At 49.5% G+C, this 24,513-nt stretch carries 21 protein-coding genes and 1 tRNA gene; 17 read left to right on the top strand and 5 right to left on the bottom strand.

What is annotated here, in order from left to right; translation table 11 throughout:
* Positions 1-14 precede the first annotated feature (14 nt).
* From ACQ9LF_RS05115 to ACQ9LF_RS05160, 10 genes are all read left to right on the top strand, one after another.
* A complete protein-coding gene (locus ACQ9LF_RS05115; RefSeq protein ID WP_462488300.1) occupies positions 15-3,509 on the top strand; it encodes a hypothetical protein in 3,495 nt (1,164 codons plus the stop codon).
* Entirely contained in the window at positions 3,509-5,629 is a 2,121-nt protein-coding gene (locus ACQ9LF_RS05120; protein ID WP_462488301.1) for a hypothetical protein, read from the top strand. Before ACQ9LF_RS05115 ends, ACQ9LF_RS05120 begins: the two co-directional genes overlap by 1 nt.
* A gap of 410 nt (positions 5,630-6,039) precedes the next feature.
* The gene (gene thiC, locus ACQ9LF_RS05125) at positions 6,040-7,359 is read left to right on the top strand and encodes a phosphomethylpyrimidine synthase ThiC (protein WP_462488302.1); all 1,320 of its coding nucleotides are present in this window, start codon (positions 6,040-6,042) and stop codon (positions 7,357-7,359) included.
* Between the two features lie 72 nt (positions 7,360-7,431).
* Entirely contained in the window at positions 7,432-7,755 is a 324-nt protein-coding gene (locus ACQ9LF_RS05130; RefSeq protein WP_462488303.1) for a nucleotidyltransferase family protein, read from the top strand.
* Entirely contained in the window at positions 7,739-8,101 is a 363-nt protein-coding gene (locus tag ACQ9LF_RS05135; protein ID WP_462488304.1) for a HepT-like ribonuclease domain-containing protein, read from the top strand. Before ACQ9LF_RS05130 ends, ACQ9LF_RS05135 begins: the two co-directional genes overlap by 17 nt.
* 69 nt (positions 8,102-8,170) lie before the next feature.
* Positions 8,171-9,184, top strand: a complete 1,014-nt coding sequence (locus tag ACQ9LF_RS05140) for an enolase C-terminal domain-like protein (RefSeq protein WP_462488454.1) — start codon at positions 8,171-8,173, stop codon at positions 9,182-9,184.
* A complete protein-coding gene (locus ACQ9LF_RS05145) occupies positions 9,181-10,347 on the top strand; it encodes a DUF819 family protein (protein WP_462488305.1) in 1,167 nt (388 codons plus the stop codon). The genes ACQ9LF_RS05140 and ACQ9LF_RS05145 overlap by 4 nt, the downstream gene beginning before the upstream one ends.
* A 116-nt stretch (positions 10,348-10,463) precedes the next feature.
* On the top strand, positions 10,464-12,062 hold the full coding sequence (locus ACQ9LF_RS05150; protein WP_462488306.1) for an LptF/LptG family permease: 1,599 nt from the start codon (positions 10,464-10,466) through the stop codon (positions 12,060-12,062).
* Between the two features lie 10 nt (positions 12,063-12,072).
* Positions 12,073-13,191, top strand: a complete 1,119-nt coding sequence (locus ACQ9LF_RS05155; protein WP_462488307.1) for an LptF/LptG family permease — start codon at positions 12,073-12,075, stop codon at positions 13,189-13,191.
* 169 nt (positions 13,192-13,360) lie between these two features.
* On the top strand, positions 13,361-13,678 hold the full coding sequence (locus tag ACQ9LF_RS05160; protein WP_462488308.1) for a PilZ domain-containing protein: 318 nt from the start codon (positions 13,361-13,363) through the stop codon (positions 13,676-13,678).
* Between the two features lie 226 nt (positions 13,679-13,904).
* Here the strand turns inward: ACQ9LF_RS05160 and ACQ9LF_RS05165 are convergent, their stop codons facing one another.
* On the bottom strand, positions 13,905-14,564 hold the full coding sequence (locus ACQ9LF_RS05165; protein WP_462488309.1) for a DUF2959 domain-containing protein: 660 nt from the start codon (positions 14,562-14,564) through the stop codon (positions 13,905-13,907).
* Between the two features lie 230 nt (positions 14,565-14,794).
* Here ACQ9LF_RS05165 and ACQ9LF_RS05170 point away from each other — a divergent pair, with 230 nt between their 5' ends.
* Entirely contained in the window at positions 14,795-15,490 is a 696-nt protein-coding gene (locus ACQ9LF_RS05170) for a 2-oxo acid dehydrogenase subunit E2 (protein WP_462488310.1), read from the top strand.
* Positions 15,491-15,631: 141 nt separating this feature from the next.
* Here ACQ9LF_RS05170 and ACQ9LF_RS05175 read toward each other — a convergent pair whose 3' ends face one another.
* The 4 genes from ACQ9LF_RS05175 to ribH are packed head-to-tail and all read right to left on the bottom strand — an operon-like array spanning position 15,632 to position 18,597.
* Entirely contained in the window at positions 15,632-16,645 is a 1,014-nt protein-coding gene (locus ACQ9LF_RS05175; RefSeq protein ID WP_462488311.1) for a ParA family protein, read from the bottom strand.
* A gap of 30 nt (positions 16,646-16,675) precedes the next feature.
* Entirely contained in the window at positions 16,676-17,158 is a 483-nt protein-coding gene (nusB, locus tag ACQ9LF_RS05180) for a transcription antitermination factor NusB (RefSeq protein ID WP_462488312.1), read from the bottom strand.
* Positions 17,142-18,107 carry a glycoside hydrolase family 43 protein gene (locus tag ACQ9LF_RS05185; RefSeq protein ID WP_462488313.1) on the bottom strand — a complete coding sequence of 322 codons (966 nt, stop codon included), beginning with the start codon at positions 18,105-18,107 and terminating at the stop codon, positions 17,142-17,144. The genes nusB and ACQ9LF_RS05185 overlap by 17 nt, the downstream gene beginning before the upstream one ends.
* A 25-nt stretch (positions 18,108-18,132) precedes the next feature.
* Positions 18,133-18,597 (bottom strand): 6,7-dimethyl-8-ribityllumazine synthase, encoded by a 465-nt coding sequence (ribH, locus tag ACQ9LF_RS05190; protein ID WP_462488314.1) that lies wholly within the window; start codon positions 18,595-18,597, stop codon positions 18,133-18,135.
* 305 nt (positions 18,598-18,902) lie between these two features.
* On the opposite strand from ribH, the gene ACQ9LF_RS05195 reads away from it, so the two are divergent.
* The 6 genes from ACQ9LF_RS05195 to ACQ9LF_RS05220 all read left to right on the top strand — a co-directional run bounded on the left by ACQ9LF_RS05195 (position 18,903) and on the right by ACQ9LF_RS05220 (position 24,513).
* Positions 18,903-20,276: a tetratricopeptide repeat protein gene (locus ACQ9LF_RS05195; RefSeq protein ID WP_462488315.1), complete on the top strand. Its 1,374-nt coding sequence runs from the start codon at positions 18,903-18,905 to the stop codon at positions 20,274-20,276.
* Between the two features lie 338 nt (positions 20,277-20,614).
* Complete coding sequence (locus ACQ9LF_RS05200) at positions 20,615-21,184, top strand: M48 family metallopeptidase (RefSeq protein ID WP_462488316.1); 570 nt, start codon at positions 20,615-20,617, stop codon at positions 21,182-21,184.
* Positions 21,185-21,232: 48 nt separating this feature from the next.
* Complete coding sequence (locus ACQ9LF_RS05205) at positions 21,233-21,988, top strand: SDR family oxidoreductase (protein ID WP_462488317.1); 756 nt, start codon at positions 21,233-21,235, stop codon at positions 21,986-21,988.
* A gap of 43 nt (positions 21,989-22,031) precedes the next feature.
* Positions 22,032-22,775, top strand: a complete 744-nt coding sequence (locus ACQ9LF_RS05210; protein ID WP_462488318.1) for a carboxylesterase family protein — start codon at positions 22,032-22,034, stop codon at positions 22,773-22,775.
* A 246-nt stretch (positions 22,776-23,021) separates the two neighbouring features.
* Positions 23,022-23,104 (top strand) — tRNA-Leu (locus ACQ9LF_RS05215).
* An 83-nt stretch (positions 23,105-23,187) separates the two neighbouring features.
* On the top strand, positions 23,188-24,513 hold the full coding sequence (locus tag ACQ9LF_RS05220; RefSeq protein WP_462488319.1) for a 2-isopropylmalate synthase: 1,326 nt from the start codon (positions 23,188-23,190) through the stop codon (positions 24,511-24,513).

The following is a 24,513-nucleotide window of genomic DNA, read 5'->3' on the forward strand; positions in this document are numbered from 1 at the left end:
AAAAGGGCCAAGCTATGACGTCTATCAAAATTAGTTTCCTGCAAAGATCAAATTCTTTTTATTATCTGTGGTTATTTTTGTGGATTTTGTCAATTCAGAGAGATTCTGTAGGGGATTTATTTCCGAAAGAAATATTACCGGTGGTACAGAGCAGGGAATGTCCGGCTTGGGGTGAGGTCGCTTACAATGAAGAATTGTCTTCATATAGTTTGGTCAATGAGAATGAGGTTAACTCTTGGCAATCGCCTAATTTTCTTAATGAGACACGGCAAGTATTGAAGGAAAGACTCATTGCTCAGGGCCTAATTTCGCCTGACCCAATCGGTCAGCAACGAGACCAATTGTATTGCGCATGGCGACAATGGTCTTTAGATACAAGCGATAATAATTATTTCAAAACATATTATGATAAGAGGCAGCAAGAATCTATTTCTCCCGAATCCGAGCTTGATACGTTATGGCAAATGCTAAAAGAAGTGTGCGGAGAAGATTACCAGATGCCCACGGATCCCAATCAAATATGCGGTCTGGAAAACTCGGATGATTCTAAAGACGCATTAGTTTATTGTCTTCTGAGATTGATAGCTGAATCGTATTGTCGCCTCTCTTCTGAAGCTTTGGCTTCCCTTGACCCCAATGATATAGCATCTGACCCCAATATTGTGGAATTGACTGTAGAAGACCTTTTGGCACTTGCTTTTTCAGATCCTAACGCATTTGATGAAATAATTGAAAACGAAAAAAAGCAAGCAGTCTATGAATCAGTTATTTTTCTTGCATCAGAAGATCCAAATCAGCCTATCGATCCTAATCAGCAGAACAACAATAACATTACTCCACTTCCTGAAGTATATGTTGAGTCTCCAATAACCCAAAGCGTAATCTGGGACCCAAATCATATTTACCGAATAACACAGCCTGTGGTATTTGAAGGGGCTGGTGTACAACATATTATTTTACCTGGGACAATTGTCGTTTTTGGAGAGGAAGGACAGCTTGTTTATCGCAATGGAGCTTTTTTGAAAACGGGTTTATATGGTAAATTATCGGAGGCCAATCCAGATTATCCGAATACAAAAAATCCAGTGCTTCCTGTTTTTATGATATCAGATATTTTAGGGGAGTTTACTGGGTACCCAGGTGCAATCCTTGTCGAAGAGACTGCTTCTGCAGAATGCAGATTGAATAATTTGTATATTGAGGGTTGCTGGGTTGGCATAGAAGTTCGAAGAGAACTGAACTATCCTATCCTTGGAAACTTCTTTTTTACATGCAGAAAACCAATCATATCAAGAGGGCATTTTAATCATCAAATTGTGAATAATCAGATATGGTATTTTGGCCTTTACGGTGAGAGTCCCGCCGATCCCGATGCCGGGATTGAGGTGTTTACTGACCCCGCGGATGCAAATAGTGTAACATTACCTTGTTCTGTAATGATTGCTCACAATACTATACATGATGGTGGAGCAGGTATTATTGTTCATGGACATTCTTGTCCCCGCTGTATGGCATATACACATGATCCAAACGATCCTAATGTGATAGTGCCAGTTATAAATCATCACGACCCCAACACGATAGCTCCGGAAGTCTATTGTGTAAACAATATTACAACGATGAGCGAAATAACCGCTTATGGTTTTTATGATGGAGCAATAAAAATGGCCGTAGTGCATCCGGGCTTAGGTGCGAATCAGCAAGAAGTTAATATTCCGATGGAATTTATTCAGCCTGTTTGGACTTATGTTAACCCATATGCAAATGTTAAAGATTATCGTCAATTGTTTTTAAAGAACGATTCTGTTTTTGTAGATGCGGGTTTGGGAACAATCTCTGAATTGCCATTTATAATAGGGACAACTACTTCGATACAGTTTTATCCAGATGAAAAAGCTGCGGATTTAGGAGTGCACTACACGCATTCCGTGCCTAATACGAATCAAACCTATAGATCGACAGACTTGAATCGCGATGGGTGGACGAATGAGCATGATTTGTTAATGTTTACTTCTGGTTGGTTGGCAGTAACGCGTGTTCAAAAATGGCCGGGTGACCCAAATCTCTTTTATATAGACCCAAACAGTATCTCATATAAAAGTGATTTCAACTGGGATGGAATTGTCGACATGTCTGATTTTGTGATGTTAGCGAATAATTATGGACGATTTTCTGAGATTCCGGCTCACCCCGATTTTACAATTATCCCACAAGACACAGGGGATAATCTATCCGGATCGGTAGAAATTAAATTGAATGGATATGTTGAAAATTCACACGATATATACTTGAAAATTGGGAACGATTTGATTGGAAAATTTGAAGATCATGGTGATGGTTATACGCTAACACTGCCGACTAATCAATATGGGAATGGAAGGCATTTATTCCAGGTGATCAGCTATGATGAACCGAACAATGTTACGCTATCGTGTCCCCAATATTTTTCTATTGATAATAATGTTTATTATATGTTGAATACATTAGGAGGATATGAGTCATTTATTTCCGGTTTTTGGCAAGGTGAGACCGAGCCTAATATTTTGCTTATGGATTTGGCTACGGATCAGGTTCTTTGGGATGGCGGGAGCATATCGTCTGGTGGTTTTGGTTTTTCTGTTTCTACAGATTTGATCACTGCGGGTATGGTTGCGGCCGTTCAAGTGATAAAATATCCAGAGGCTGGAACTCCAGAATGGATAGATGTTATTGGTAAACCTTTTGTAATACCTGATCCGAATGATCCAAACTATTGTAATTTTACACAACGGAGAGCACTGCTTATTCTTCCATATCCAGACTTGGTCAATGCGAGATTGTCAGCAATTCGGGAAATTTATAAAACGTTTCAGATGAAAAATCTTCCAACATTGACTCTTTATCATATGAATGCCAACACTGTCAATGTTCGGAGGGGACTCAACTTGCCGAATGTGAATTATGTGTATATTTTAACTCATGCAAATACTGTGACTGTATCAGGCGGAAGAGCTTATAGTGTATTTCAGTTACATGATACCGGAGTATCTGACCATTGGTATACATCGGATTATGAAAAAGTGTATTGGCGACTTGGAAGAAATACTCCAAATGATACCAGTGATGATGACATTCCAAGTTCTGCTATATCTCAAAACGGTAATAGTGCATGGGATTGGGGGCTTTATAATTCAGGAAAACTCAAGATAGTTTTTTTTGATGGGTGCAAAAGTGCCCAGTCTGACATGCTGGCAAGAACTTTTGGCATATATTCACAAAGTAGTTACGCCAATAACAATCAAGTATTTATTGGCTGGGTCAATGCTGGCAAGGTAACCGGTTCAGGGTATCCGGAATTTGTTGCAGCGTTCTGGAAAAATATTCGGAACTATTCCGTTTATCAAGCTCTCAATTTTGCCATATCTTCTCCTGAAGCGGGTTCATGGGGAGATGCACCTTTAAACATACAATACCTGATGCCTAATCCAGAATATGCGAATATACTTAATTTAACCGTGGGAGGTCAATAATGAATTGGTATAAGATGGTTATGGTCGGTTTTCTGGTATGCGGGGTAGTGTCTGCGGATAATGTTTATGTCATTGAAGTGGACGGGCAGAAAATAGTCGCGTCCCGCATATCGGAAGATATCTCCGGGGATAGTCTTCGTGAAGGAGATATTGTTTTTATTCGGGATATTCCTTTACGACTGGCTAAGCCGGGTAACTATGTTTTCAGTGATCGAATTGAGGAAGAGGGTTGCCTTTATTTGCTTGGGCCGGGCGATCAGAAAACGGTTATTGGGCTAAAAATCGGAAATATTGAGACTGCTGTGAGGCTATCCGACAAAGAAATTCGGTCGCTTTGGGGAATTGCGGCAGATTCGGACGCGGATTTGGATAGAAAGATCCTTTCTGCGATAGATCCATCCCGAACCGCTGTCTCTTTTTCGGGGCCATGCTCACTGCTTCAATCGCTTCCGGAGAATCTGGAATGTCTGTTTATCCGGTATCTTTCCGGACCAGATTTTTTAATGCTAAATCGATTTACCAAACTCAGATATTTTGCAATTCAGTCTGCAAGCTCGGAAATTCCTCTCGAATGTCTGAGAAATAGCCGAGAGTTGCGGTATCTTAAAATTGGTACAGACGCGCCTGTTGGTAACTGGAAGACATTGGTTTTTCTCAAAGAACTTCGGGTTCTCGACCTTTCTGGGCGACAAGATATAGATGACATTTCTTTTTTGTGTCACGCCCGAAAATTGCAATCTTTAAATCTGGCCGGCTCAAAGGTGGAGGATTTATACCCGCTGTCGGATTTGCAGGATTTAATCGAGATAAACGCGACCGATGCGCCGGTGTCCGTTTTGCCCAAAGGGGTATTGCCCGCATTAAAAAGGTTTAAGCTGATGGGCAGTAAAGTAGCCCCCAAGATGCTGTCTGACTTTGAACAGACTCATCCGCAGTGTATCGTGTATTGGGGCTGGAATCGAACCGTGCCCAAAGTGCTTTCTGAGACCACATCGATTTATGTGGTTGCGGATGATAAATATGGCCCCATTATGGCATCGATAAATCAGCCTTCCGAGATAAAACGAATTGTTGAGGGCATTGAGTTCGACCCGGATGAGGCTCCTAATGGGACAATGTGCCTAATTTCGGGATATTTAACATTCTGCAACAAAGATCGACTGCTGGAGTCATTTGGTTTGGATTGTACGCTTTATTTTCGCTGGGACAATGGCTGTCCTCATGGCGTGGAATTGACGCAGAATTGCCTTGATGTTTTATCGCGTGAATTTGCCTCAAACGGATTGGGTGAGATTTTTGATCCAAAGGATATGGCCGAAGCTGCCGGCAAAAGAAATCAGATGGAAAATGCGTTTAAGCAACTAATTGCCTTATTGCCTTCTGAAATTGGGGCCCAGATTCGAAAGGAGTGGGATGCCAAAGAAGCAGTTCGTCGAGCCAGACGTGCAAGTCGCGGGCCGGGAACATTGTTGACGCTGGAGAGGGTTGAGTATGAGCAAATAGTCAAGGATGTTTTTAACCGCCAGATTCCGGACGATATCAAACGGTCGAGATTATATTTTCAGCTCTTTGGCAAAAATTCAGATGTGCAGAATATCATTTTATACATGTTAAAAAGCAGATTGTCTGAAATTCCTCAAATCAAAAAAGAGCAGGCCATACGACAAGGGGCAGCTGTTCAGGAAGAACTGTTGGGTATAACCCGGTGGATGTTGGAGTGGCAGGGATGGAAAGAGATTGATCGAGGGTTGGTCAATGAGCTATTACCCCGGCTTGTCGCGGTGTCGATTGACAAAAATGACAATAGTATCGATTTAATCTATACCCTGGGCAATATACGAACGGAAGAGGCCGTCTTGCTGCTCCGACAGATTCTTTCCGGGAAGCTTTCCGTGAAAACAACCGTGAAAGAGATATATCCTCGCGCAGAGGCAGGATTAATGTTAGGCCAAATAGGAGATATGGAAAGTGTTGATTTGTTGCAAAAAGCAATAAAAGAATCAGAAGGCTTTGAGAAAAAAAAGTATGAAGAAGCCTTGCAACTCTTGTCCGAGGAGCAAGTTCATGTTGACTGTCCACAAATTACCCCCAAGATTTCTGACGGAATACTTGCATTTTAACATAACTAGGTCGGATACATCCATTAATGGTTTTAGGATAAACATTTTGACGCGGATGACGTAGAACGATATACTCTATTAAACGCTCAGGGGTGGTTTGGCTGAGAGGCGCGGTAACCGCTAATGGCCGAATCTGAGAAAGACCCTTAGAACCTGATCAGGAAAGCCGAAAGGTGTACCTGCGTAGGGAAGCGGATAATTACTATGTGAAAGTAAGAGAATCGCTTCCGTTACAGGGGGCGATTCTTTTTTTTTGCCCTTTGGGATCAGTTAAAAAGGCAAAAGGAAAAAGGTTAAAAGTGTGGAATGCCTTCGGCAGGGGATTTAACCCCAAGCACGGAGGCTTGGGCTACAATGGGCGAATGTGACATTTAAAGCGGAATGATGACAATAAGGCGATGGGACACGGAATGAACACAGTACAGGCGACACAATTGGAGTTGGCACGGCAGGGGCAGTTGACGGATTTGGTTGTCCGGACGGCTGAGAATGAGGGTGTGGATGCGGCGATGCTGCGGGATGAACTGGCGGCTGGGCGGGCGGTGATTCCGGCCAATACGATTCATGTGCAGCATGGCCTGAAGCCCTGTGCCATCGGGCGGTGCGTCTCGACCAAGATTAACGCCAATATCGGGCTGTCGTCGGTGCGGTCGTCGCTGGAGGATGAAATTGAGAAGATGCGGGTGGCGCTGGAGTCGGGGGCGGATGCGATTATGGATCTGAGTACGGGCGGGACGCTGGCGGGGCTGGATGAAATCCGCCGCCGGCTGCTGCATGATTGCCCGGCGCCGTTTGGGACGGTACCGATTTATGAGGTGATTGTCGGGCGGTCGGTGGACGAGATCGATTATGATACGATTTTGAAGATTATCGAAAAGCAGGCCCGGCAGGGCGTGGATTTCTTTACGATTCACGCGGGGTTGCTGCGGGAGCATCTGGAGCTGGTCAAGTCGCGGGTGATGGGGATTGTCAGTCGCGGCGGGGCGCTGATCGCCCGATGGATGACATATCATAACAAGCAGAATCCGTTGTATGAGTTGTTCGACGATATCTGCGCGATTATGAAGCAGTATGATGTGTGTTTTTCGCTGGGGGATGGATTGCGGCCGGGCTGCGGGGCGGATGCGACGGATGCGGCGCAGTTGGCCGAGCTGAAGACGCTGGGCGAGTTGACGCTGCGGGCGTGGGATAAGGGCCTGCAGGTGATGGTCGAGGGCCCCGGACATGTGCCGTTCAATCAGATTCAGTATAATATGGAGATTCAGCAGAAGCTGTGCCATAATGCACCGTTTTATGTGCTGGGGCCGCTGGTGACGGATATTGCCCCGGGCTATGACCATATTACCAGTGCCATCGGCGGGACGGCGGCGGCGTACTGGGGAGCATCGTTTTTGTGCTATGTAACACCGCGCGAGCATCTGGGGCTGCCGGATGCGGAGGATGTGCGGCATGGTGTGGTGGCGTCCAAGATTGCCGCTCATGCGGCGGATGTGGCACGCGGGTTTGGACATGCGGCGGCACGAGATAAACAGTTGAGCATTGCCCGGGCCAATCTGGACTGGAAGAAGCATCTGGACTTGTCGATTGATCCGATTACGGCCAGAGCGATGTACGAGGAGGCCTGCCGCAACAGTGCGCTGGGCGAGGGTGGGCATAATCAGGATTACTGCACGATGTGCGGCAAGGAGTGGTGCAGTGTGCGCATCAGTAAGGAGTTACGCAAGGGGTAAGCCTTATTTCAGCGGTCTTGCGATGGAAAAGCGGTCTTGAATTAGTGGTATTGGCCGGATATAATGCCAGCTATGAAGCAGACGAAAGATAAAGGGACGGATGTGCTTAATGCGGAGCGGATTCTGGAGGTTCTGGACCGCCATGCTGAACGGCTGCGTGCCTATCATGTCCGTAAAATCGGGCTGTTCGGTTCATTTCTTCACCACAAGGCTAATCGCCGCAGTGATATTGATTTGCTGGTGGAACTGGGTCAGATTTCCTTTGACGGCTATATGGACTTGAAGTTTTTCCTCGAAGAGCTGTTTGGCCGGAAGGTGGATTTGGTCATTCAGGAGGATGTCAAGCCGGCGCTGCGACATATCCTTGAGGAAGCGGTGTATGCCAAGGCCATATAAACTGTATCTGGAAGATATCCTTGAGTCTTCGCAGAAAATAATGAATTATTCACAGGGGATGGATTTTCAATCTTTTAATGCTCACTCCATGGCTTTTGATGCCATTGTCAGAAATCTTGAAATTATCGGCGAAGCCGCCAAGAAAATACCCGGTACCGTACGTGCAAAACATGCAGAGATTGAATGGAAAAAGATGGCAGGACTCAGAGATATTGTCGCCCATGAATATTTTGGTGTCAACCGGCGCATATTGTGGGATATTGTGACTCATAAAATCCCTGAGCTTGAAAGGCAGGTCCAGTCCATTCTTCAGGTCTTAAGAAAAGATGATTTCTCTTTTCGTTAGACCAAAACAGTGAATTTCTCATCCATGCCGACGATTTCAAAAATAATATGGAAGGTTGTTGTGCGTCCGATGCGGACGACGTTTGCGACGTCGCTGGGGTCCAAGACTTGTGCGACCAGTGTAATGGTGACGGTATGTTGTGAGGATGGTTCGACAGGTGTGGGGGAAGTGCCGACGAGTTTTGTCCTGCCGCATGAGACGGCTGCGGCGATTGGCGGGGTGCTGGCGGAGGTCGGGCCTGCATTGTGCGGCAAGAGTATTCAGCGGTGGGCGAGCCTGGTCTCGCAGCTGCGCAGGCAGTATCCACGATTTCACATGACGGCTTCGGGGCTGGAAGTGGCGTTGTTTCGTGCGTGGCTGGCGGGGCAGGGTCAGAGCGAATGGCAATTCTGGGGCGGCAAAACCAAGACTCTTCAAACCGATATCACGATCCCGTTTGTGCCGGATATCAAGGCCCTTGAGCCGTGGATTCTGCGGGCGATACGTGCGGGATTTACCACGTATAAAGTCAAGGTCAGCGGCAAGGTCAAGACCGATTTGGATTTCTGCCGGGCGGTGTATGGCTATCTAAACGACTCCGGCAAGCCGTTTGTTGTGCGTCTGGATGGCAACCAGGGTTTTTCGGCCAAATCCGCACTGGATTTACTGGACCGGCTTGGCCGGGCGGGGCTGGTGGTGGAACTGTTCGAGCAGCCGCTTTTGCGGGATGATTATGCGGGATTGAAAACGCTGACCCAACACGCCGGCGTGCCGATTATCGCCGATGAGACGGTGTTCTGTGAAGACGACTGCAAGCGGGTGATTGACCAGCGGCTGGCCGATGGCGTCAATATCAAGATTGCCAAAAGCGGCATTGCCGAATCCCGGAAGATTTACCGGCTGGCCAGGCAGGCGGGATTAAAGCTGATGCTGGGGTGTATGACCGAGACGATGGTGGGGCTGTCGGCAGCGATATATTTTGCGGCGGGGACCGGCGGCTTTGATTATATTGATTTGGATTCGGTGCATTTTCTGCGGCGGCGTGATGCGTTTGGGGCTATTGGCGTGGATGGCTGTGTCTATCATCTCGGCGGGAAACGATGACTTCGCATCCGATGTATTGCGTGGTGGTGCTGCTGTTGATTGAAGCGGTGGTGTTGACCCTGGCACAGCGTCCGATTGGCAAAAAGCTTTTCGCATACCTGCCGTCGATGTTCTGGATTTATTTTCTGCCGATGCTGGTGACGACGGCGGGGCTGCTGCCTCCGGCCAATCCGGCGTATGTCTGGATTGGCAAGTGGCTACTGCCGGCGGCGCTGGTGCTGCTGCTGTTGTCGGCGGATATCCGGGGGATTTTGCGGCTGGGGCCGATGGCGCTGCGGGTGATGGCGGCTGCGACCTGCGGGATTATGATCGGGGCGATTGGGGCTTCGCTGCTGTTTCGGTCGTGGCTGCCGGAGGAGGCCTGGAAGGCGATTGGAGCGATCAGCGGCTCCTGGATAGGTGGTTCGGCCAATATGCTTGCTGTTGGCAAGGCGGTTGAGATTCCAGAATCTCTGCTGGGGGTGGTTACGATTGTCGATACGCTGTTATCTTATACCTGGATGGGGATGCTGATTGCGGTGTCAGTGTGGCAGGACTGGTTTGACCGGCGGAATCAGTCGCATACGGTATTGATTCAGGAGCTGACACAAAGAGCAGGCAAAGCAAGTCTATCCGGCAAGAGGGGGCTGACTGTCGGCAGCCTGGTCTGGATGGGGTTGATTGCGATGGCAGGGGCCGGGGTTGCGGTTTGGCTTAGCGGGAAAGTACCCCCGATTAAAAATGTGCTGAACTCGGGGGCGTATGCGGTCCTCCTGGCGACTGTATTTGGGGTGCTTTTATCGTTTACGCCGGCACGGAAACTGGAGTCCTGCGGTTCCAATACGGTGGGATTTGCGCTGCTGTATCTGGTTTTGGCTTCGATTGGTGCAAAAACGCACCTTGGATTGGTCAGGTCGGTGCCGGTGTTTCTGGGGGTGGGGGCGACAATGCTTATTCTTCATGGGATATGTCTGTTTATTGCGGCCCGGCTGTTTCGTGCCCCGATGGCTCTGGTTGCCACGGCCAGTCAGGCGAATATTGGCGGGCCGGCCTCGGCACCTGTGGTTGCGGGGATTTATCATCCGGAATTAGCACCGGTAGGCCTGCTTCTGGCGGTCGCCGGCAACATTCTGGGAACATTTCTGGGGATTATGGTCAGCCAGATATGCCGCTGGGGGGGTTAAAATAGGGCATAAAGCGGAATTTGATTGAAATAATCCGCTTTTGTGCCACAATAAACACGTTGATAAAAATACGATATATTATGGATTCAGAAAAACCGGTTATTGTGATATAGAAAATGATATTTACGCTTCACCGCTATATTTTTAAGGAATTGCTGCGGGTCTTTATCCTGACGACGGTGGCGATGACCTTGATCCTAAGTCTGGGCTTTTTGCTCAAACCCATTCAGGATTTCGGTGTCAGTCCCGAAGAGATTCTGCATCTGCTGGGATACCTGATGCCGATTACACTGACGTTTGTGCTGCCGATGAGTGCGCTGTTTGCGGCGTCGATGGTGTATGGACGGTTTGCTGCCGACCGGGAGCTGGATGCATGCCGGGCCAGCGGTATCAGCCTGTGGACGCTGGTCTATCCGGGTTTGAGTCTGGCGATTCTGGTGGCGATTGCCAACCTGATTCTGAGTTTCCACGTGGCCCCGGCCTTTATTCAGCGCAGCGAAAAGAGCGTCAAGGCCAATGCCGAGCAGATTTTATTTCGCAATCTGCAGCGCAAGGGCTTTTATACCCTGCCCAAGTCCACGTACAAGATTTATGCGGAAAAGGCCGATCCCCAGCGCAAGCTGCTGGAAGGGGTGATTATTCTGGACACCAAAGATGCGGATATTCAGCGTATGGTTCTGGCACAATCGGCCAAAGTTGAGATTGAAACGCATTCGGATTTCAACAAGGTTCGTATTATTGCACTCAATGCGGTGCGTGTTGATGATTTTTCATCGGTCGAAATCGGCAATACGAGCGTTGAACGGCAGTTCGATTCGCTGCTGGCCGACGATATTAAATTTTACAAGCTGGACAAACTCAAAAGCATCCGTATTGATAAAATGAAACATGCCCCGATTTATAAGATGGCGATGCAGGTCTATTGGCAGTATATGACGGAGCTGGTGGGGCAGACGCTGAATCAGACCTTTGGCAGTGCCAGCCCGCAGATTCTGCTGCAGGATGCGGATGGATTTCGCGATTATTTCCTGACGGCGGCGGGCTGTAAGCTCGGCCAGAAAGAATTGACTCTCGAACTGACGGCGCCGATTCAACTGGTCGAAATGGATCGGGTGCAAAACCAGAAAATCACCCGGCAAAGTCAGCGGGGGTTCTGTCGACTGGATGTGAATCCGTCGATTCCGCGTCTGGAGCTGGACCTGGAAAATCCGTCATGGGATCGCGGGGACGGCGTCAAGGGATTTGCCCTGCGGAAATTTATCAACAATGTGGAAATTCCTGCCGTGGTGCAGACCAAACTGGAGTCAAAACCGATTCTGGATTTGCTGACTGAGGTTGGCACCCCGGAAAGCCCGCTGATTTCTCCGAGCAAGCTGCTGCTGGAGCGAGTCCGGCAATTGCAGGTCGAGCTGGCGGCGGTCAACGACGAAATCGATGCCGAGCTGCATTCGCGGCTGGTGATGGGGCTGGGGTGTGTGTCGCTGATTCTGACAGGCATAGCGCTGGGGGTGTATTATCGCGGGGGGCATTTGCTCAGTGCCTTTGGTGCCAGTGCTGTTCCCGGCGGGCTGTTGGTTGTGTTTATTATGTCGGGCAAGCAAATCACCAAGAATGCATCGACGACGGCGACGATGGGGATTGCTGTGATGTGGCTGGGGCTGGTTGTTCTGACCCTGCTGACGGTGTATCTGTATCGCCGACTGCTCAAAACTTAGGGATATGCGGATGAAGATACTGGATCGCTATGTTCTTAAACAATTCCTGATTGGTTATGTGATAGCCTTCAGTGTTCTGATTGGCATGATTGTGGCGATGGACTTGTTCATTAACCTGGATGAGTTTGCCGAAAATGCCGAAGCCGGAGCCGGGGCTATGCTGGTCAATATCGCCTCTTTTTATGGTGCCCGGATATTGCTGTGGTTTCGGGATATGGCGGGGGTCATTACCGTGATTGCGGCGGTATTTTCGCTGGCCCGCATGACCAAGAACAATGAATTGATTGCGGTGATGGCCTCAGGGGTAAGCCTGAAACGGTTCATTGCTCCCATCATCGGGATGGCTGTAATGCTGATGAGTGTGCAGGTGGTGGTGCAGGAGCTGGCGATTCCGAATCTGACGGGCCAGCTGATTCGCAGTCATGATGAACTGCCCGGTACCAAACATTACGACTTGTGGTTTGCCTCGGATTCCAACGGCAATTTATTCAATACGTCGCGTTATGATGAGAAGACTCAGACGATCGAACATCCATTTATCATCGTCCGCAAGCGTATGGAACGCAGTGACCAGATGGTGGTGATTGGACGCATCAAGGCCCAGAAAGCCGTTTATGATCAACAGCGGAGTGGATGGGTGTTAACCGACGGAGAGATGCTCCTGATTTCGGACACATCGACTGCAGGGACTCCCTCGCGACAGGTATTGCCCGTGGCGTTTTTTGCCAGCGACTTGACCCCGCAACAGATTCCCATGCGGCGGCAGGAAGGATATAAATCGCTGCTCAGTTCAGCCCAATTGATGCATTTGGCCAATAGCCAGGGGACACGGCAAAGTGACCTGGCGGAATTGTATTTACAAAAACATACCCGAATTACGGATCCCATTTTGAATCTGGTGATGCTGCTGGTGGCGCTGCCGGTGCTGGTTTGCCGGGATCCACGGGATATGAAAACGGCTATTTTGATTAGTTTTGTAACCTCGACAAGCTGCTTTGTGCTGACGTTTATCTGCAAATTGTTTGCGACGGAGCTGTTTTTTAATCTCCGGCCGGAGTTTTGGGCCTGGGCCCCGATTTTTATCTTCGTTCCTATCGCCTTCATCCAGATGGATTCCATGAAGACCTAAGCTTTGTTTAAGGTCTTATAAAACAGGGTGTTTTTGCATTTCCATAGGGTCATGACGGAGTATCAATTTTATCATAAATATTTTCTATATTGTCTAAATTGACCATATTGTCTTTGCCGATACGTGTCATAGGTTGTAATATATTTGCTATTTTAACGGAGACCGTATTATGGAAAGTACACTGATTGAACAAAGACGAGATGTCAGATCGGATTTATCGTGGCCTGTCAGTATCTGGCTTCCGGAAGCGAATCGCTTTTTTACCGGCAGAAGTGTCAATGTCAGCAGAGGCGGTGCGTATATCAGTGTGCCAATGACCACGCCGGTGCGTCCGGGGCATGAAGTTGAGGTGAATTTCCCTCGCACGATGTCGCTGGCCCGTCAAAAAGGACAGTATGCTCGCATCAAAATGGGTAAGATTCTGCGTGTGGATCGGACTGAGATGCTGCGTAACGGCAGTATTGGTCTGGCGGTTCAATTTATCTAACAGGGCAATGCAGCCATTACGCCGGCGGTAAATCCTGCCGGATTTTAAAATGATAACCTAAGCTGCTGGCTTAACGACAACAGCTTAGGTTTATTTTTTGTATTGATACGTTAATCCTTACGCCTGTATGGTTAAGGAGCAAGAGGTTCAATTCTGCTGAAATTCAGCTGTGCCGGATCAGAATACTCCACCCAGAGCAGGCCCTTGGAATCTGAGCCTGTCGTGATTAGATTTCCAGAATCTGCATCTGGCGAATGAAGGTATCGGCTTCGGCCATGGAGTTTTCCATTTCTCGAATCAACAGCGAGATTTCTTTTTCGATGACACCCAGTTCTCCTTCCAGTGAGGCGATGGCCTGGGCGTTGAGATTGTGCTTGATAAACAGCACCTGGTCCCTGAAAGCGGCTAAAACCGGATAGATTTTGTCGCGGGCTTTTTCCATGGCCGCAATCATCTTATCGCATTTGACGCGAGTGGCTTCGAGCTTGGTTTCGCTGGATTTACGCAGGGCGGGGCTGGAATACTGATCCAGCTCGTCTTCCCATTCGCGAAACAGGCTCTTGGCCACTCGTCGGACATCTTCAATACGGCTTTCGACGGTTCGGGTGCGGGATTCGCATTTGTCATACTGGGATTTGAGCGTTTTATATTTTTCATCCAGAAGGGTGCCTTTGTAGCCTACCACGCTCCGGAATTCATCGAGGGCGGTGGCAAACTGTTCCTTGGCATCCATCTGGGCGTCCCGGGCGGACTGGACTCTGCTGACCAGAATATCCTTTTTTTGTACGCCAAAGGCTTCCTTGGTGGAGTCCATCATCCGGCTGCAGCCGGCCATAAGCATCATTCCGCCCAGAAGGCAGGTAATCAGTACGTTTTTGTTTTTCATAGACGCTATCCCTTCATCTCGTTTAAACAGGTCTGTCACATCCTTGCATCGCTATCATTATACGAGGCTAAAGCGGCCGGGCAAGGGGTTTGTTCTTGCAAGTTGAGTTTCTTTGATTATACTGAACACGTATCATTGAGCCGCGAGGATGGTCATCGAACACATGGAAACAGGATATCGCCGAGCCTCGGGCGGATAATTTCATCCGGGATTCGTATACAATAGCGACGATGGAAACCATAAATACGAACAATCTTCCGCTGACGCGGATTCAGAAACTGATCGGCCGGCTGATGCTCCAGTCCAAGCAGACCAAAGCCAACGGCTATATGACGATGCAGGCGGACCTGACGGATTTGACTGCGATGCGGCGGGAGTATTGCCGCAAGGCCCGCGTTCGTGCCACCACCAACGATTTTTTCATCCTGGCTATGGCCCGTGCGGTAAAAAAATATCCGCTGCTGGCCGCGACGCTCGATGAAACACGTGATCATCTGGCAGTCAGCGGGGCTATTGGTGTTGGCTTTGCTGTGGCGGCCCCCCAGGGGCTGGTGGTGCCGGTGCTGCACGATACGGGTTCCAAAAGCCTGATACAGATTGCTGCGGAAAGCGAAATGCTGCTGGCCAAAGCCCGCTCCAACAAACTGATGCCGGATGATTTTGACGGCGCCAATGTCGTTTTAACAGGGCTGGGGATGTATGGTGTACACCAGTTTTATGCGATTGCACCGCCATCGGCGACAGCGATTGTCTCCATTGGGATGATTGAAGATGCCCTTGTTGTCATTGAGGATGAACTGCGTGTCCGAAAAATGATGGATGTGTCACTGGCTTATGATGGGCAGGTTATCGATGAGTTTTATGCCGGCGGTTTTTTACGGGAGATCGTGGAACAGCTTGAAGACCCCTGGGTTTTGACGCGATAGTCAAGAAAAAAAACGAGCGGGACAAAAAAAAGATTGACATTGGTGTTTTTAGTGTTTTATAATGCAACTGTAAATTAGAGGCTTCACACGAAGCCTTTTCCGAATAAGGTTGCTTCCCCGTCATCCACGAAGCAGCCTTTTTTAATTTCCTTCCTGATGCTGCGGCGATGCCGGCGTGTTGCTGTGATCCGTTTCCATGACCGAATTTTCCGAAACTGGTGATGTGTCTGAGGCAACGGGGGGTGTATCCGTCGATGCGGGAACAGCTGGGGCGGCGGAGGCGGTGGTATCTGCAGCAGGCTGATTCCCGGCCGTTTCCTTCCCCGGTTCACTGGCAGTATCGATTTGAATGTCGAAACGGCCTTCAATTTTGCCGGTATGCACAAACTCCGCGACGGCCAGATAATCTGCTGCTCCGTGGCAGGAAGGTTCGTATTCAAAGATCGTCTTGCCGTAGCTGGGTGCCTCGGCCAGTTTGATATTGCGGCGGATATGCACCGGAACAATGCGGGCGCCGGCCCAGGGGCTGTTCTGATTGCGGGACCCGCTCAGAAATTTTTCGATGTCCTGCCGCACTTCGGCAGACAGGCTGGTCCGGGCATCAAACATGCACATCAGAATCGCCGTCACATGCAGGGCGGGATTGATGCGGCTGTTGACCAGTGCGATGGTCTGCAGCAGGCGACTGAAGCCCTGCAGGGCAAGGAAATGCGGCTGAACAGGAATAATCACTTCTTCGGAAGCCGCCAGGGCATTGAGTGTCAGCAGCCCCAGGGACGGAGGACAGTCGATGATCAGATAATCAAAATCGTTTTCGACCTGGGCGATGGCCTGACGCAGGATGATTTCGCGTCCGACTTCATTGACCAGCTCTGTCTCGGCTCCAACCAGTTCGATCCCTGCTCCCAGCAGCCACAGGTTGGACCGTACCTGGACTGCGGCATCGTGGACACCGGCCTGCCCGGACAGGATTTGATAGGCTCCGCAGCCGGGCTGCTCCGCGTCAACACCCAAGTGGATGGTCAGGTGGGCCTGCGGGTCTAAATCAATCACCAGAACACGAAAACCGTGTCCCGCCATGGCGGCTGCAACATTCACAACGGTGGTTGTTTTCCCGACGCCGCCTTTTTGATTGAGAACTGCTATTTTCCTCACAGTATCTTTCCGGATAATAAGGTCTGCGATTTAGGACGGTCGGCCGGCAGGGGGATTGGTCTGCCCCGGACGAAGCCATTTGAGGATTGAATCCAGTACGCCGTTGACAAATCGCGGGGATTGTTCCGTACTATATTTTTTGGCCAGCTCGATGGCCTCGTTGACCACGACTTTGCCGGGAATATCGGGACAATACTGGAGCTGATAGACCGACAAACGGAGAATGCTGCGGTCGACCTGTGACATCCGCGACAATTTCCATTTCGCTGCGGCCTGAGCGATTTTATCATCACAGTCGTCGATATTCTGCCAGGCCCCCTGGGTCCATTGTTCAGCAAGCTGAAGGGTCATAGGGTCGCTGGTCTGCTCGCGGAAAAAACGCCCCAGCCAGGGCAGGATATCCTGTCCCTGCACATCCAGTTGGCACAACGCCTGCATGGCAAGCTCCCGTGCCAGAGAACGTCGATCCTGCTTGAGGTCGCCGGGTTGAGAGTGATTATTGGGTGTTTTCATACGTCAGGAGGGTCTTGAGTATCTCAGGTTCGACGGCAAAGACCGTTCCGTGTCGCAATCCTTTGGGGTAGCGAAGCTGGGACGAGATGTCCTCCCACTTCTGGAGGTCTTTGGATCGCAACGCCCCATATTTGCCTTCGGTGTATTTGTCAAAGTACAGGTACCACCATTGTCCGATCTGGATGGCGGTGGGGCCTTCGGCCCAGTATTTGCCGGTAATGGCATCGGATGCCGGGCTCCAGGGGCCTTCCGGGCGGTCGGCTGTGCTGATGCGGATATTTTTTTCCGGCGGATTTTTGGTTTCATTCTTCAGGAACATCACCCATTTGCCGCCAGCCTGAATGATGGTCGAATCGATGACATTAAAGCCCGGCTCCAGCAGCAGTTTAGTGTCGCTGAAGGTGTTAAAATCGCGGGTGGTCACGTAATAGATGCGATGATTGTTGTCGCCGCCTTTTTCGGTTTCCGGAAAACGGCCGGGGATGGTCGTGGCCCAGAAAATCAGATAGTGTTTGCTTTGCGGGTCGTAGATCAATTCCGGCGCCCAGCAGTTCTGAGCTGTCGGTTCATGTTCCATGACGGGGATATAGTGTTGTTCGGACCAGGTTATCAAATCTTTGGAGTTGGCATAGCCGATGCCCTTTTCCTTCCAGCTGACCGTCCAGACCATGTGAAACAAGCCATCCGGGCCGCGCAGGACACAGGGATCTCGCATCAATTTGTCCCTGCCGACAGCGGGCTTCAAATAGGACTTGCCCTGATTGAGGGCTTTCCATTCAAGGCCATCCAGGCTGTATGCCAGATGCAGCCCGTCCTGTCCGTTATCGACAAAATAGCTGAACAGATACACCGGCTTTTGAGCGGTTGTATCCGACTCGGCCAGGCAGCCGGTATGCATCATGGCAATCAGGCACACTGTGCAGACAATCAACAGCGACTTCGAATACATGGCTATGACTCCATTCGACCCGGGTTTACAGTTTTGTGATGACATCGGCCATTTCGATGGCGGCCAGTGCGGCACTGGCCCCGGCATTTCCCTGCTTGGTGCCGGCTCGTTCGATGGCCTGTTCAATCGTTTCGCAGGTCAGGACACCGAAGATGGTGGGCACGCCGGTATCATAGTTGACCGTGGCTACGCCGCGGGAAATCTGCTGACAGACATAATCATAGTGGCTGGTCTGGCCGCGAATAACGGCTCCCAGGCAAATGATGGCCGAATAATTGCCGCTTTGTGCCATCTTTTTGGCCGCCAGGGTAATCTCGATGGTTCCGGGTACCCAGACCACCGTGATCTGTTCGTCGGCAGCGCCGTGCCGCTGAAGGCAATCCAGGGCGCCGCCGAGCAGTTTGCTGGTGATGAATTCGTTAAATCGGCTGACTACGATGCCGAAATTGTGCTTGCCGGCAACGAGCTGACCTTTAATCTCTTTAACCATAAATGGGCTCCATAATAGTGTCGTATGGGTTTCTAATCCTGACGTTTTTTCTGATTATCGGACCCTGTTGGGCGAGCGGTTAAAAAAAGTTTATTTCGCCAAACAGGGACTTTTCTGGATATCTCTTAAGCTCTGAAATTATAAGGGCTTAAGCCCTCTGATGCCAGCAAAAATTTTTTTAAAATCATTTTTGCTTACAGAATCCCGACTGTCGGCTAAGCACACGGCGGCAGCGGGCCGATACAACTTGCGGAAACTACGGTAGTTAAGAAAACTCAAACGCATATCAGAAAAGCGGATAGAATATGACAGAATCATCTTATGATGAAGATGACAGCGGGTTGAATAGCTGGGAATGGGCCGAACAGCAGGTTGCAGAGGCTTACGAATTCTATGAATCCGGACGGATGCAGGAGGCCCTCGATAAGCTGAATGAAGCGGTGGCAATGAACCCCGGCTGTGTGGCCTGGCATTTTAATCGCGGTCTGACCCTGGATGCGATGGAACGATATGAAGAGGCCATCATCTGCTATCAACAGGCCCTGGAGCTGGCTCCCAACGACCTGGAAATCCTCAATTGTCTGGCTGTGGATTATACGCGAACGGTGCAATATGATTTGGCTGTGGCGACCTTTGAAAAAATCGAAACCTTAGACCCCTCCTATGAACCGGCCTACTGCAACCGAATTGTCACCTATACGGAAATGGAGCAGCACGAGAAGGCTGAACAGATGTTTTATCTGGCCCAGCAGATCAATCCGGAATGCCCCATCTGTTTTTATAATATTGGCAATTCACTGTTTTCCCGCGGCAATTATGTGCGGGCCATCTGGTGCTGGGAAAAAACTGCCGAGCTGGAGCCGACGCACCCGCAGATTCACTATCGCATTGCCCAGGCCTGCTGGGCAGACGGCCAACTCAATAAGGCCAAAGAGCATTTCCTTTGTGAGTTACGGAAAAACCCCGGCCATATTGATGTCCTGACCGATTATGGCGTTTTTTTGCTGGAACAGGGACAGAGGGCAGGGGCGGCTGAAAAATTTCGCTGGATTCTGGAACTTCGACCCGATTGTGCAGTGGCGATGTTTTATCTGGGGGAGATTTGTCGGCTGGATGGAGATCTCTGTGAGGCGATGACGTGGTACAGCAGAGCTAAAATGACTGAATCTCAATTGGCCGGACCGCGGTTTCGTATGGCCCAGATTCTCTTGTGGCAAAATCAGCCTGAGGGGGTTGCCGAGCTGCTGCGGGAGGAAATCAAGCTGGCCTGTGACGATGAACAGGTTATGCTGTCGATCGGACAAATGCTGATTCGGCTGGGCGAGTACAACGATGCATTGCCTTGTTTTCTGCGGCTGCTGGACTCCAATTCCGAACAGGGCAAGGCGTATTTTGGCATCTCAGCGATCCTGATGCATCGACGCGACCTCGAAGGTTGTCTGCAGTTTCTGGAACATGCCATTGAGGTTGATGTCCGTGTTTTGTCTGCGTATCTGGGGGCAGCCCTGATTCACACCCGCCAACACAATTACCAGCGAGCGTTCCAAATCCTCCATAAGGCCAAATCCCTGCTGGGTAATTCCTGGCGATTAAGGTTCTGGATGGCAAAAATCTGGATGAGTAACCTTCGGTACGTGATATTGCATCGGCTGTTCCCAAAACATCAGGATTGTGATTAGGTATTGAAAATTAAATGACTTACGACAGTATGGGGGAGTCGAAGACAAAAAAAGATACTGTCTGTATCGTGATTTAATGCTGTTCTGCTCAGCATTCTTTTTCTTAAAATTAGGGAATAATCCTGATTGAAATGCCCTCTTGTTCTTCGCATAATAGGCACTATACTCCAATCGGGACTGGTTTGGAGTCTGGAGGGTGATAATTGCCTGCGATTGCTTCCGGAGGGATTCGCAGGCTTTTTTATGCGCACAAATCGGCTCTTTTCAAACGGCTTTGTCTGCGATATAGTGTGGGCAGTGCAGGTGTTCAGTGTATTGGTATTTTTTTCGGGAATAAAATGACCATGACAGCCGATTCGCTGGGTTTATCCGGCGGGCATATACAATTTATCCGTAAACATCGTGTAAAGAATCTACGCATCACTATTCGACCCGATAAAACGATCCTTGTTACGGTACCGTGGATGTGTTCTGTCGGGTGCGCTGAAGACTTTGTTCGCTCCAAACAGCCCTGGATTCAGAAAATCTTGAATAAATTGGACAGACTCAGCCAGCATCAGCAGGCTTGTCCGTTTTCTGCTCAGGACCTCATTGACGGCCAGAATCGATTATTTCAGCGACTCGAAGCATTGGCCAGCCGGCACGGTTTTCGTTATCGCAGAGCCACCTTTCGCAACCAGAAAACCCGCTGGGGCAGTTGTTCTTCGCGCAATAACATTAATTTGAATATTCATCTGCTGATGCTGCCGGCACATCTGCAGGATTACATTATTCTGCATGAGCTGGTGCATACCGAGCACAAAAATCACTCCGCGGCCTTCTGGGCCAGATTGGACCAGGTTCTTGATGGCAAGGCCCGACAATATAATCAGGAAATGCGACATTATCGTACCGGCATAATTGCCTGAGCCTGCCGCACTACACCACCCAGGCAATACGGTGAAAGGATGGATGCGATGAAAAAGAGTAGCGTTAAAAATCCGGTAGCAGTTGTCACCGGTTCCGGCCAGGGAATCGGCTTGTGTATTGCTCGCTATTTTATCGCCGTGGGGGTACGTGTCATTATCGCTGAAAAGAATGCGGTATTGGGAAAAAAAGCACAACAACTCCTTGGGCCAGAATCCATATTTATTCAAACTGATGTTTCAAATGAGCAATCTGTGCGTTTTATGATTCAGCAAACCATAAAACGAGCCGGCAAAATTGATTATCTGGTTAATAATGCTGCAATTGCGGATAATAAACCCATCGAAAAATTAACCTATACGTCATGGAAAAATGTAATCAATACCAATTTATCCGGCGTGTTTTTGTGTGCCAAATATGCTGCCAAATATCTCCGAAAAAGCAGGGGGGTCATTATTAATATTGCCTCGACGCGTGCGTTGATGTCGGAGGCTAATACCGAGGCTTACACGGCATCCAAGGCGGGGATCGTTGGTCTGACTCATGCTTTGGCGGTTAGCCTTGGGCCTGCGATTCGGGTCAATTGCATCAGTCCCGGCTGGATCGACACACGCAACTATACGGAAAAGCCTGCTTTTCCGCCTCTGACTAAAGCCGACCACAGCCAGCATCCCGCAGGACGCGTGGGCCGGCCGGACGATATCGCCGCCATGGTTCTGCACCTGTGTTCGGTGCAGAGTGAATTTATCACCGGCCAGAATTTTATTGTTGACGGCGGCATGACAAAAAAGATGATATACATCTAATACCGTTACGAAGGCTACAGGACACTCATCAGGAGACAATCTAATGTTAAGGACAATGATCGTGAGCATCACAACAGGTATCATTACGCTTGCGGGCTGTTCGTCGACAACAGCACACACCTCTGTTCAAACCGGCCAGCATCCCCAAACCATGACCAAGTCGGTTTGCCGGGATGTGACGATGAATTATTTGCTGTATCTGCCTAAAGATTACGGCAAAATTGATAAAAAATGGCCTTTGATTCTGTTTCTGCACGGTGCCGGCGAACGCGGCAGCGATCTGAATCAGCTCAAAGCTCACGGTCCGTCCAAGCTCGCTGCCCAGGGTAAAGATTTTGAATTCATTATTGTATCTCCACAATGCCCGCAAAACAACTGGTGGCCCAATCTGGCCGAGGATCTGATCGTTCTGGTCGATGATGTCTGCGAAAAATACAGTGTTGATACCAATCGGCTTTATGTGACCGGCTTGAGCATGGGCGGATTCGGGACCTGGACCCTGATTGCAAAATACCCCAATAAATTTGCCGCGGCCGCACCCATTTGCGGGGGTGGCGATGCCATTCTGGCACGATATAATGCCGGCTCATTGCCCATCTGGGCGTTTCACGGTGCCAAAGACAATATTGTGCCGCTGAGTCGTTCTGAAGAGATGGTTAAGGCTTACCAGCAGGGGGGCAACAAAAACGTCAAGTTCACGGTTTATCCGGACGCCGATCATGATTCCTGGACCGTAACGTATGATAACCCAGAATTGTATGCCTGGTTTCTACAGCATCATAAGTAGTGCTTATAGTTGTTATTTCTGATATTGTGGTAAAAAATAACTCTATTTGGAATTTGTGGTGAACTTTTTGGATATATCAATCGAATAATTCTTATTAAAGAATGATTCTGATTTAGTAAAAACCCATTTTTCAAAGTATTTTTGACAGATTGGGTAAGGAAAAGAACTAATAATCTTGCAAAAAGGCTGTTTTTTCCTATAATGCCGGGGCTGTTGAGCAGGGTCAATCCCTGTTCGTGCAAATCCGGCCGAGTGGCGGAAAGGCAGACGCTGGGGATTTAAAATCCCCTGCCCGCAAGGGCGTGTGGGTTCGATTCCCACCTCGGCTACGGTTTTACAGTCGTAGCCTGCCGGATAGAAGAGAAGGCCTGTATGGGTCACGAATGAAACCGAGATTTTCGGGAGGTCAATTATGACAAAACCAGTACAGTTACAGGATATCGATCGTCCGAATTTGTATCGTGACGTGTTTCCTTATACGGAATTTCCAAAGGTCACATTCGATGCCGATTCGGTGCCGATGGAGAATCCTCAGGACATCTGGATTACCGATACCACATTCCGCGATGGCCAGCAGGCACGCGCCCCATACAGCCCTGAACAGGTTCTGAAAATCTTTGATTATCTGCACGCTATCGACGGTGATACAGGGCTGATTCGCCAGAGTGAATTCTTCCTGTATTCCGACAAAGACCGCCGGGCGGTGGAACTGTGCCGCAACCGGGGATATCAGTACCCGGAAATCACCGGCTGGATTCGGGCCACGATTGCCGATTTCAAAATCGTCAAGGAACTGGGACTCAAAGAGACCGGTATTCTGACCAGTGCCAGCGACTATCATATTTTCCTGAAATTGAAGAAGACCCGTTCTCAGGCGATGCAGGCTTATCTGGATATTGTCAAGGCCGCCCTCGATACGGGCATTTTGCCGCGCTGCCATCTGGAAGACATCACCCGTGCTGATTTTGACGGCTTCATTCTGCCGTTTGCCGCCGAATTGATGAAGTTGTCGCAGCAATATAAAACGCCGGTCAAGATTCGCCTGTGCGATACCCTGGGCTTTGGTGTGCCGTTTGCCAATGCGTCTTTGCCTCGCGGTGTGCCGAAAATGGTGTATGCCCTGCGTCAGCTGGGTGTGCCTGGTGAATGGCTCGAATGGCATGGCCATAACGACCTGCACAAAGTGGAAGTCAATGCCGCTGCGGCCTGGCTGTACGGCTGCAAGGCCGCAAACTGTTCGATTTTCGGTATGGGTGAACGCACCGGTAATCCGCCTCTGGAAGCCCTGGTGATTGAACACGCTCAGCTTCGCGGGACCAACCCGAAGGTGAATTATGCGGCGATTACCGATCTGGCCAATTATGCCAACAAGGAACTGGGTTTCAATCTGCCTGCCAACTATCCTCTGGTTGGCAAGGACTTCAATGTGACCCGTGCCGGGATTCACGCCGACGGCCTGTTGAAGAACGAAGAGATATACAATTGCTTTGATACGCTCAAACTGCTCAAACGGCCCGTCGGTGTTGCCATTACCGATAAATCCGGCGCAGCGGGCATCAAACACTGGATCGAAGAACGGTATGTCATTGATATTCCCAAGCACGACCCGTATGTGCTGGCGATCAAAGACAAGATCGACGCCGAATACACCGCGGATCGTATTTCTGCGATTTCCGATGAGGAAATGGAAAAATGGGTGAAAGAATTGTTTGGCGATAAACTTCCGCCCCGGAGGTAA

The sequence above is a fragment of the Anaeroglomus insulsum genome, from assembly GCF_050689095.1.
Taxonomy (GTDB): Bacteria; Planctomycetota; Phycisphaerae; order Sedimentisphaerales; family Anaerohalosphaeraceae; genus Anaeroglomus; species Anaeroglomus insulsum.

Coding starts and splice junctions, on each gene's coding strand:
- ACQ9LF_RS05195 (WP_462488315.1), top strand. CDS start 18,903: ATGACAGAATCATCTTATGATGAAGATGACAGCGGGTTGAATAGCTGG.
- ACQ9LF_RS05170 (WP_462488310.1), top strand. CDS start 14,795: ATGGAAACCATAAATACGAACAATCTTCCGCTGACGCGGATTCAGAAA.
- ACQ9LF_RS05130 (WP_462488303.1), top strand. CDS start 7,432: ATGAAGCAGACGAAAGATAAAGGGACGGATGTGCTTAATGCGGAGCGG.
- ribH (WP_462488314.1), bottom strand. CDS start 18,597: ATGGTTAAAGAGATTAAAGGTCAGCTCGTTGCCGGCAAGCACAATTTC.
- ACQ9LF_RS05150 (WP_462488306.1), top strand. CDS start 10,464: ATGATATTTACGCTTCACCGCTATATTTTTAAGGAATTGCTGCGGGTC.
- ACQ9LF_RS05115 (WP_462488300.1), top strand. CDS start 15: ATGACGTCTATCAAAATTAGTTTCCTGCAAAGATCAAATTCTTTTTAT.
- ACQ9LF_RS05140 (WP_462488454.1), top strand. CDS start 8,171: ATGCGGACGACGTTTGCGACGTCGCTGGGGTCCAAGACTTGTGCGACC.
- ACQ9LF_RS05205 (WP_462488317.1), top strand. CDS start 21,233: ATGAAAAAGAGTAGCGTTAAAAATCCGGTAGCAGTTGTCACCGGTTCC.
- thiC (WP_462488302.1), top strand. CDS start 6,040: ATGAACACAGTACAGGCGACACAATTGGAGTTGGCACGGCAGGGGCAG.
- ACQ9LF_RS05165 (WP_462488309.1), bottom strand. CDS start 14,564: ATGAAAAACAAAAACGTACTGATTACCTGCCTTCTGGGCGGAATGATG.
- ACQ9LF_RS05160 (WP_462488308.1), top strand. CDS start 13,361: ATGGAAAGTACACTGATTGAACAAAGACGAGATGTCAGATCGGATTTA.
- nusB (WP_462488312.1), bottom strand. CDS start 17,158: ATGAAAACACCCAATAATCACTCTCAACCCGGCGACCTCAAGCAGGAT.
- ACQ9LF_RS05120 (WP_462488301.1), top strand. CDS start 3,509: ATGAATTGGTATAAGATGGTTATGGTCGGTTTTCTGGTATGCGGGGTA.
- ACQ9LF_RS05185 (WP_462488313.1), bottom strand. CDS start 18,107: ATGTATTCGAAGTCGCTGTTGATTGTCTGCACAGTGTGCCTGATTGCC.
- ACQ9LF_RS05200 (WP_462488316.1), top strand. CDS start 20,615: ATGACCATGACAGCCGATTCGCTGGGTTTATCCGGCGGGCATATACAA.
- ACQ9LF_RS05155 (WP_462488307.1), top strand. CDS start 12,073: ATGAAGATACTGGATCGCTATGTTCTTAAACAATTCCTGATTGGTTAT.
- ACQ9LF_RS05135 (WP_462488304.1), top strand. CDS start 7,739: ATGCCAAGGCCATATAAACTGTATCTGGAAGATATCCTTGAGTCTTCG.
- ACQ9LF_RS05220 (WP_462488319.1), top strand. CDS start 23,188: ATGACAAAACCAGTACAGTTACAGGATATCGATCGTCCGAATTTGTAT.
- ACQ9LF_RS05210 (WP_462488318.1), top strand. CDS start 22,032: ATGTTAAGGACAATGATCGTGAGCATCACAACAGGTATCATTACGCTT.
- ACQ9LF_RS05145 (WP_462488305.1), top strand. CDS start 9,181: ATGACTTCGCATCCGATGTATTGCGTGGTGGTGCTGCTGTTGATTGAA.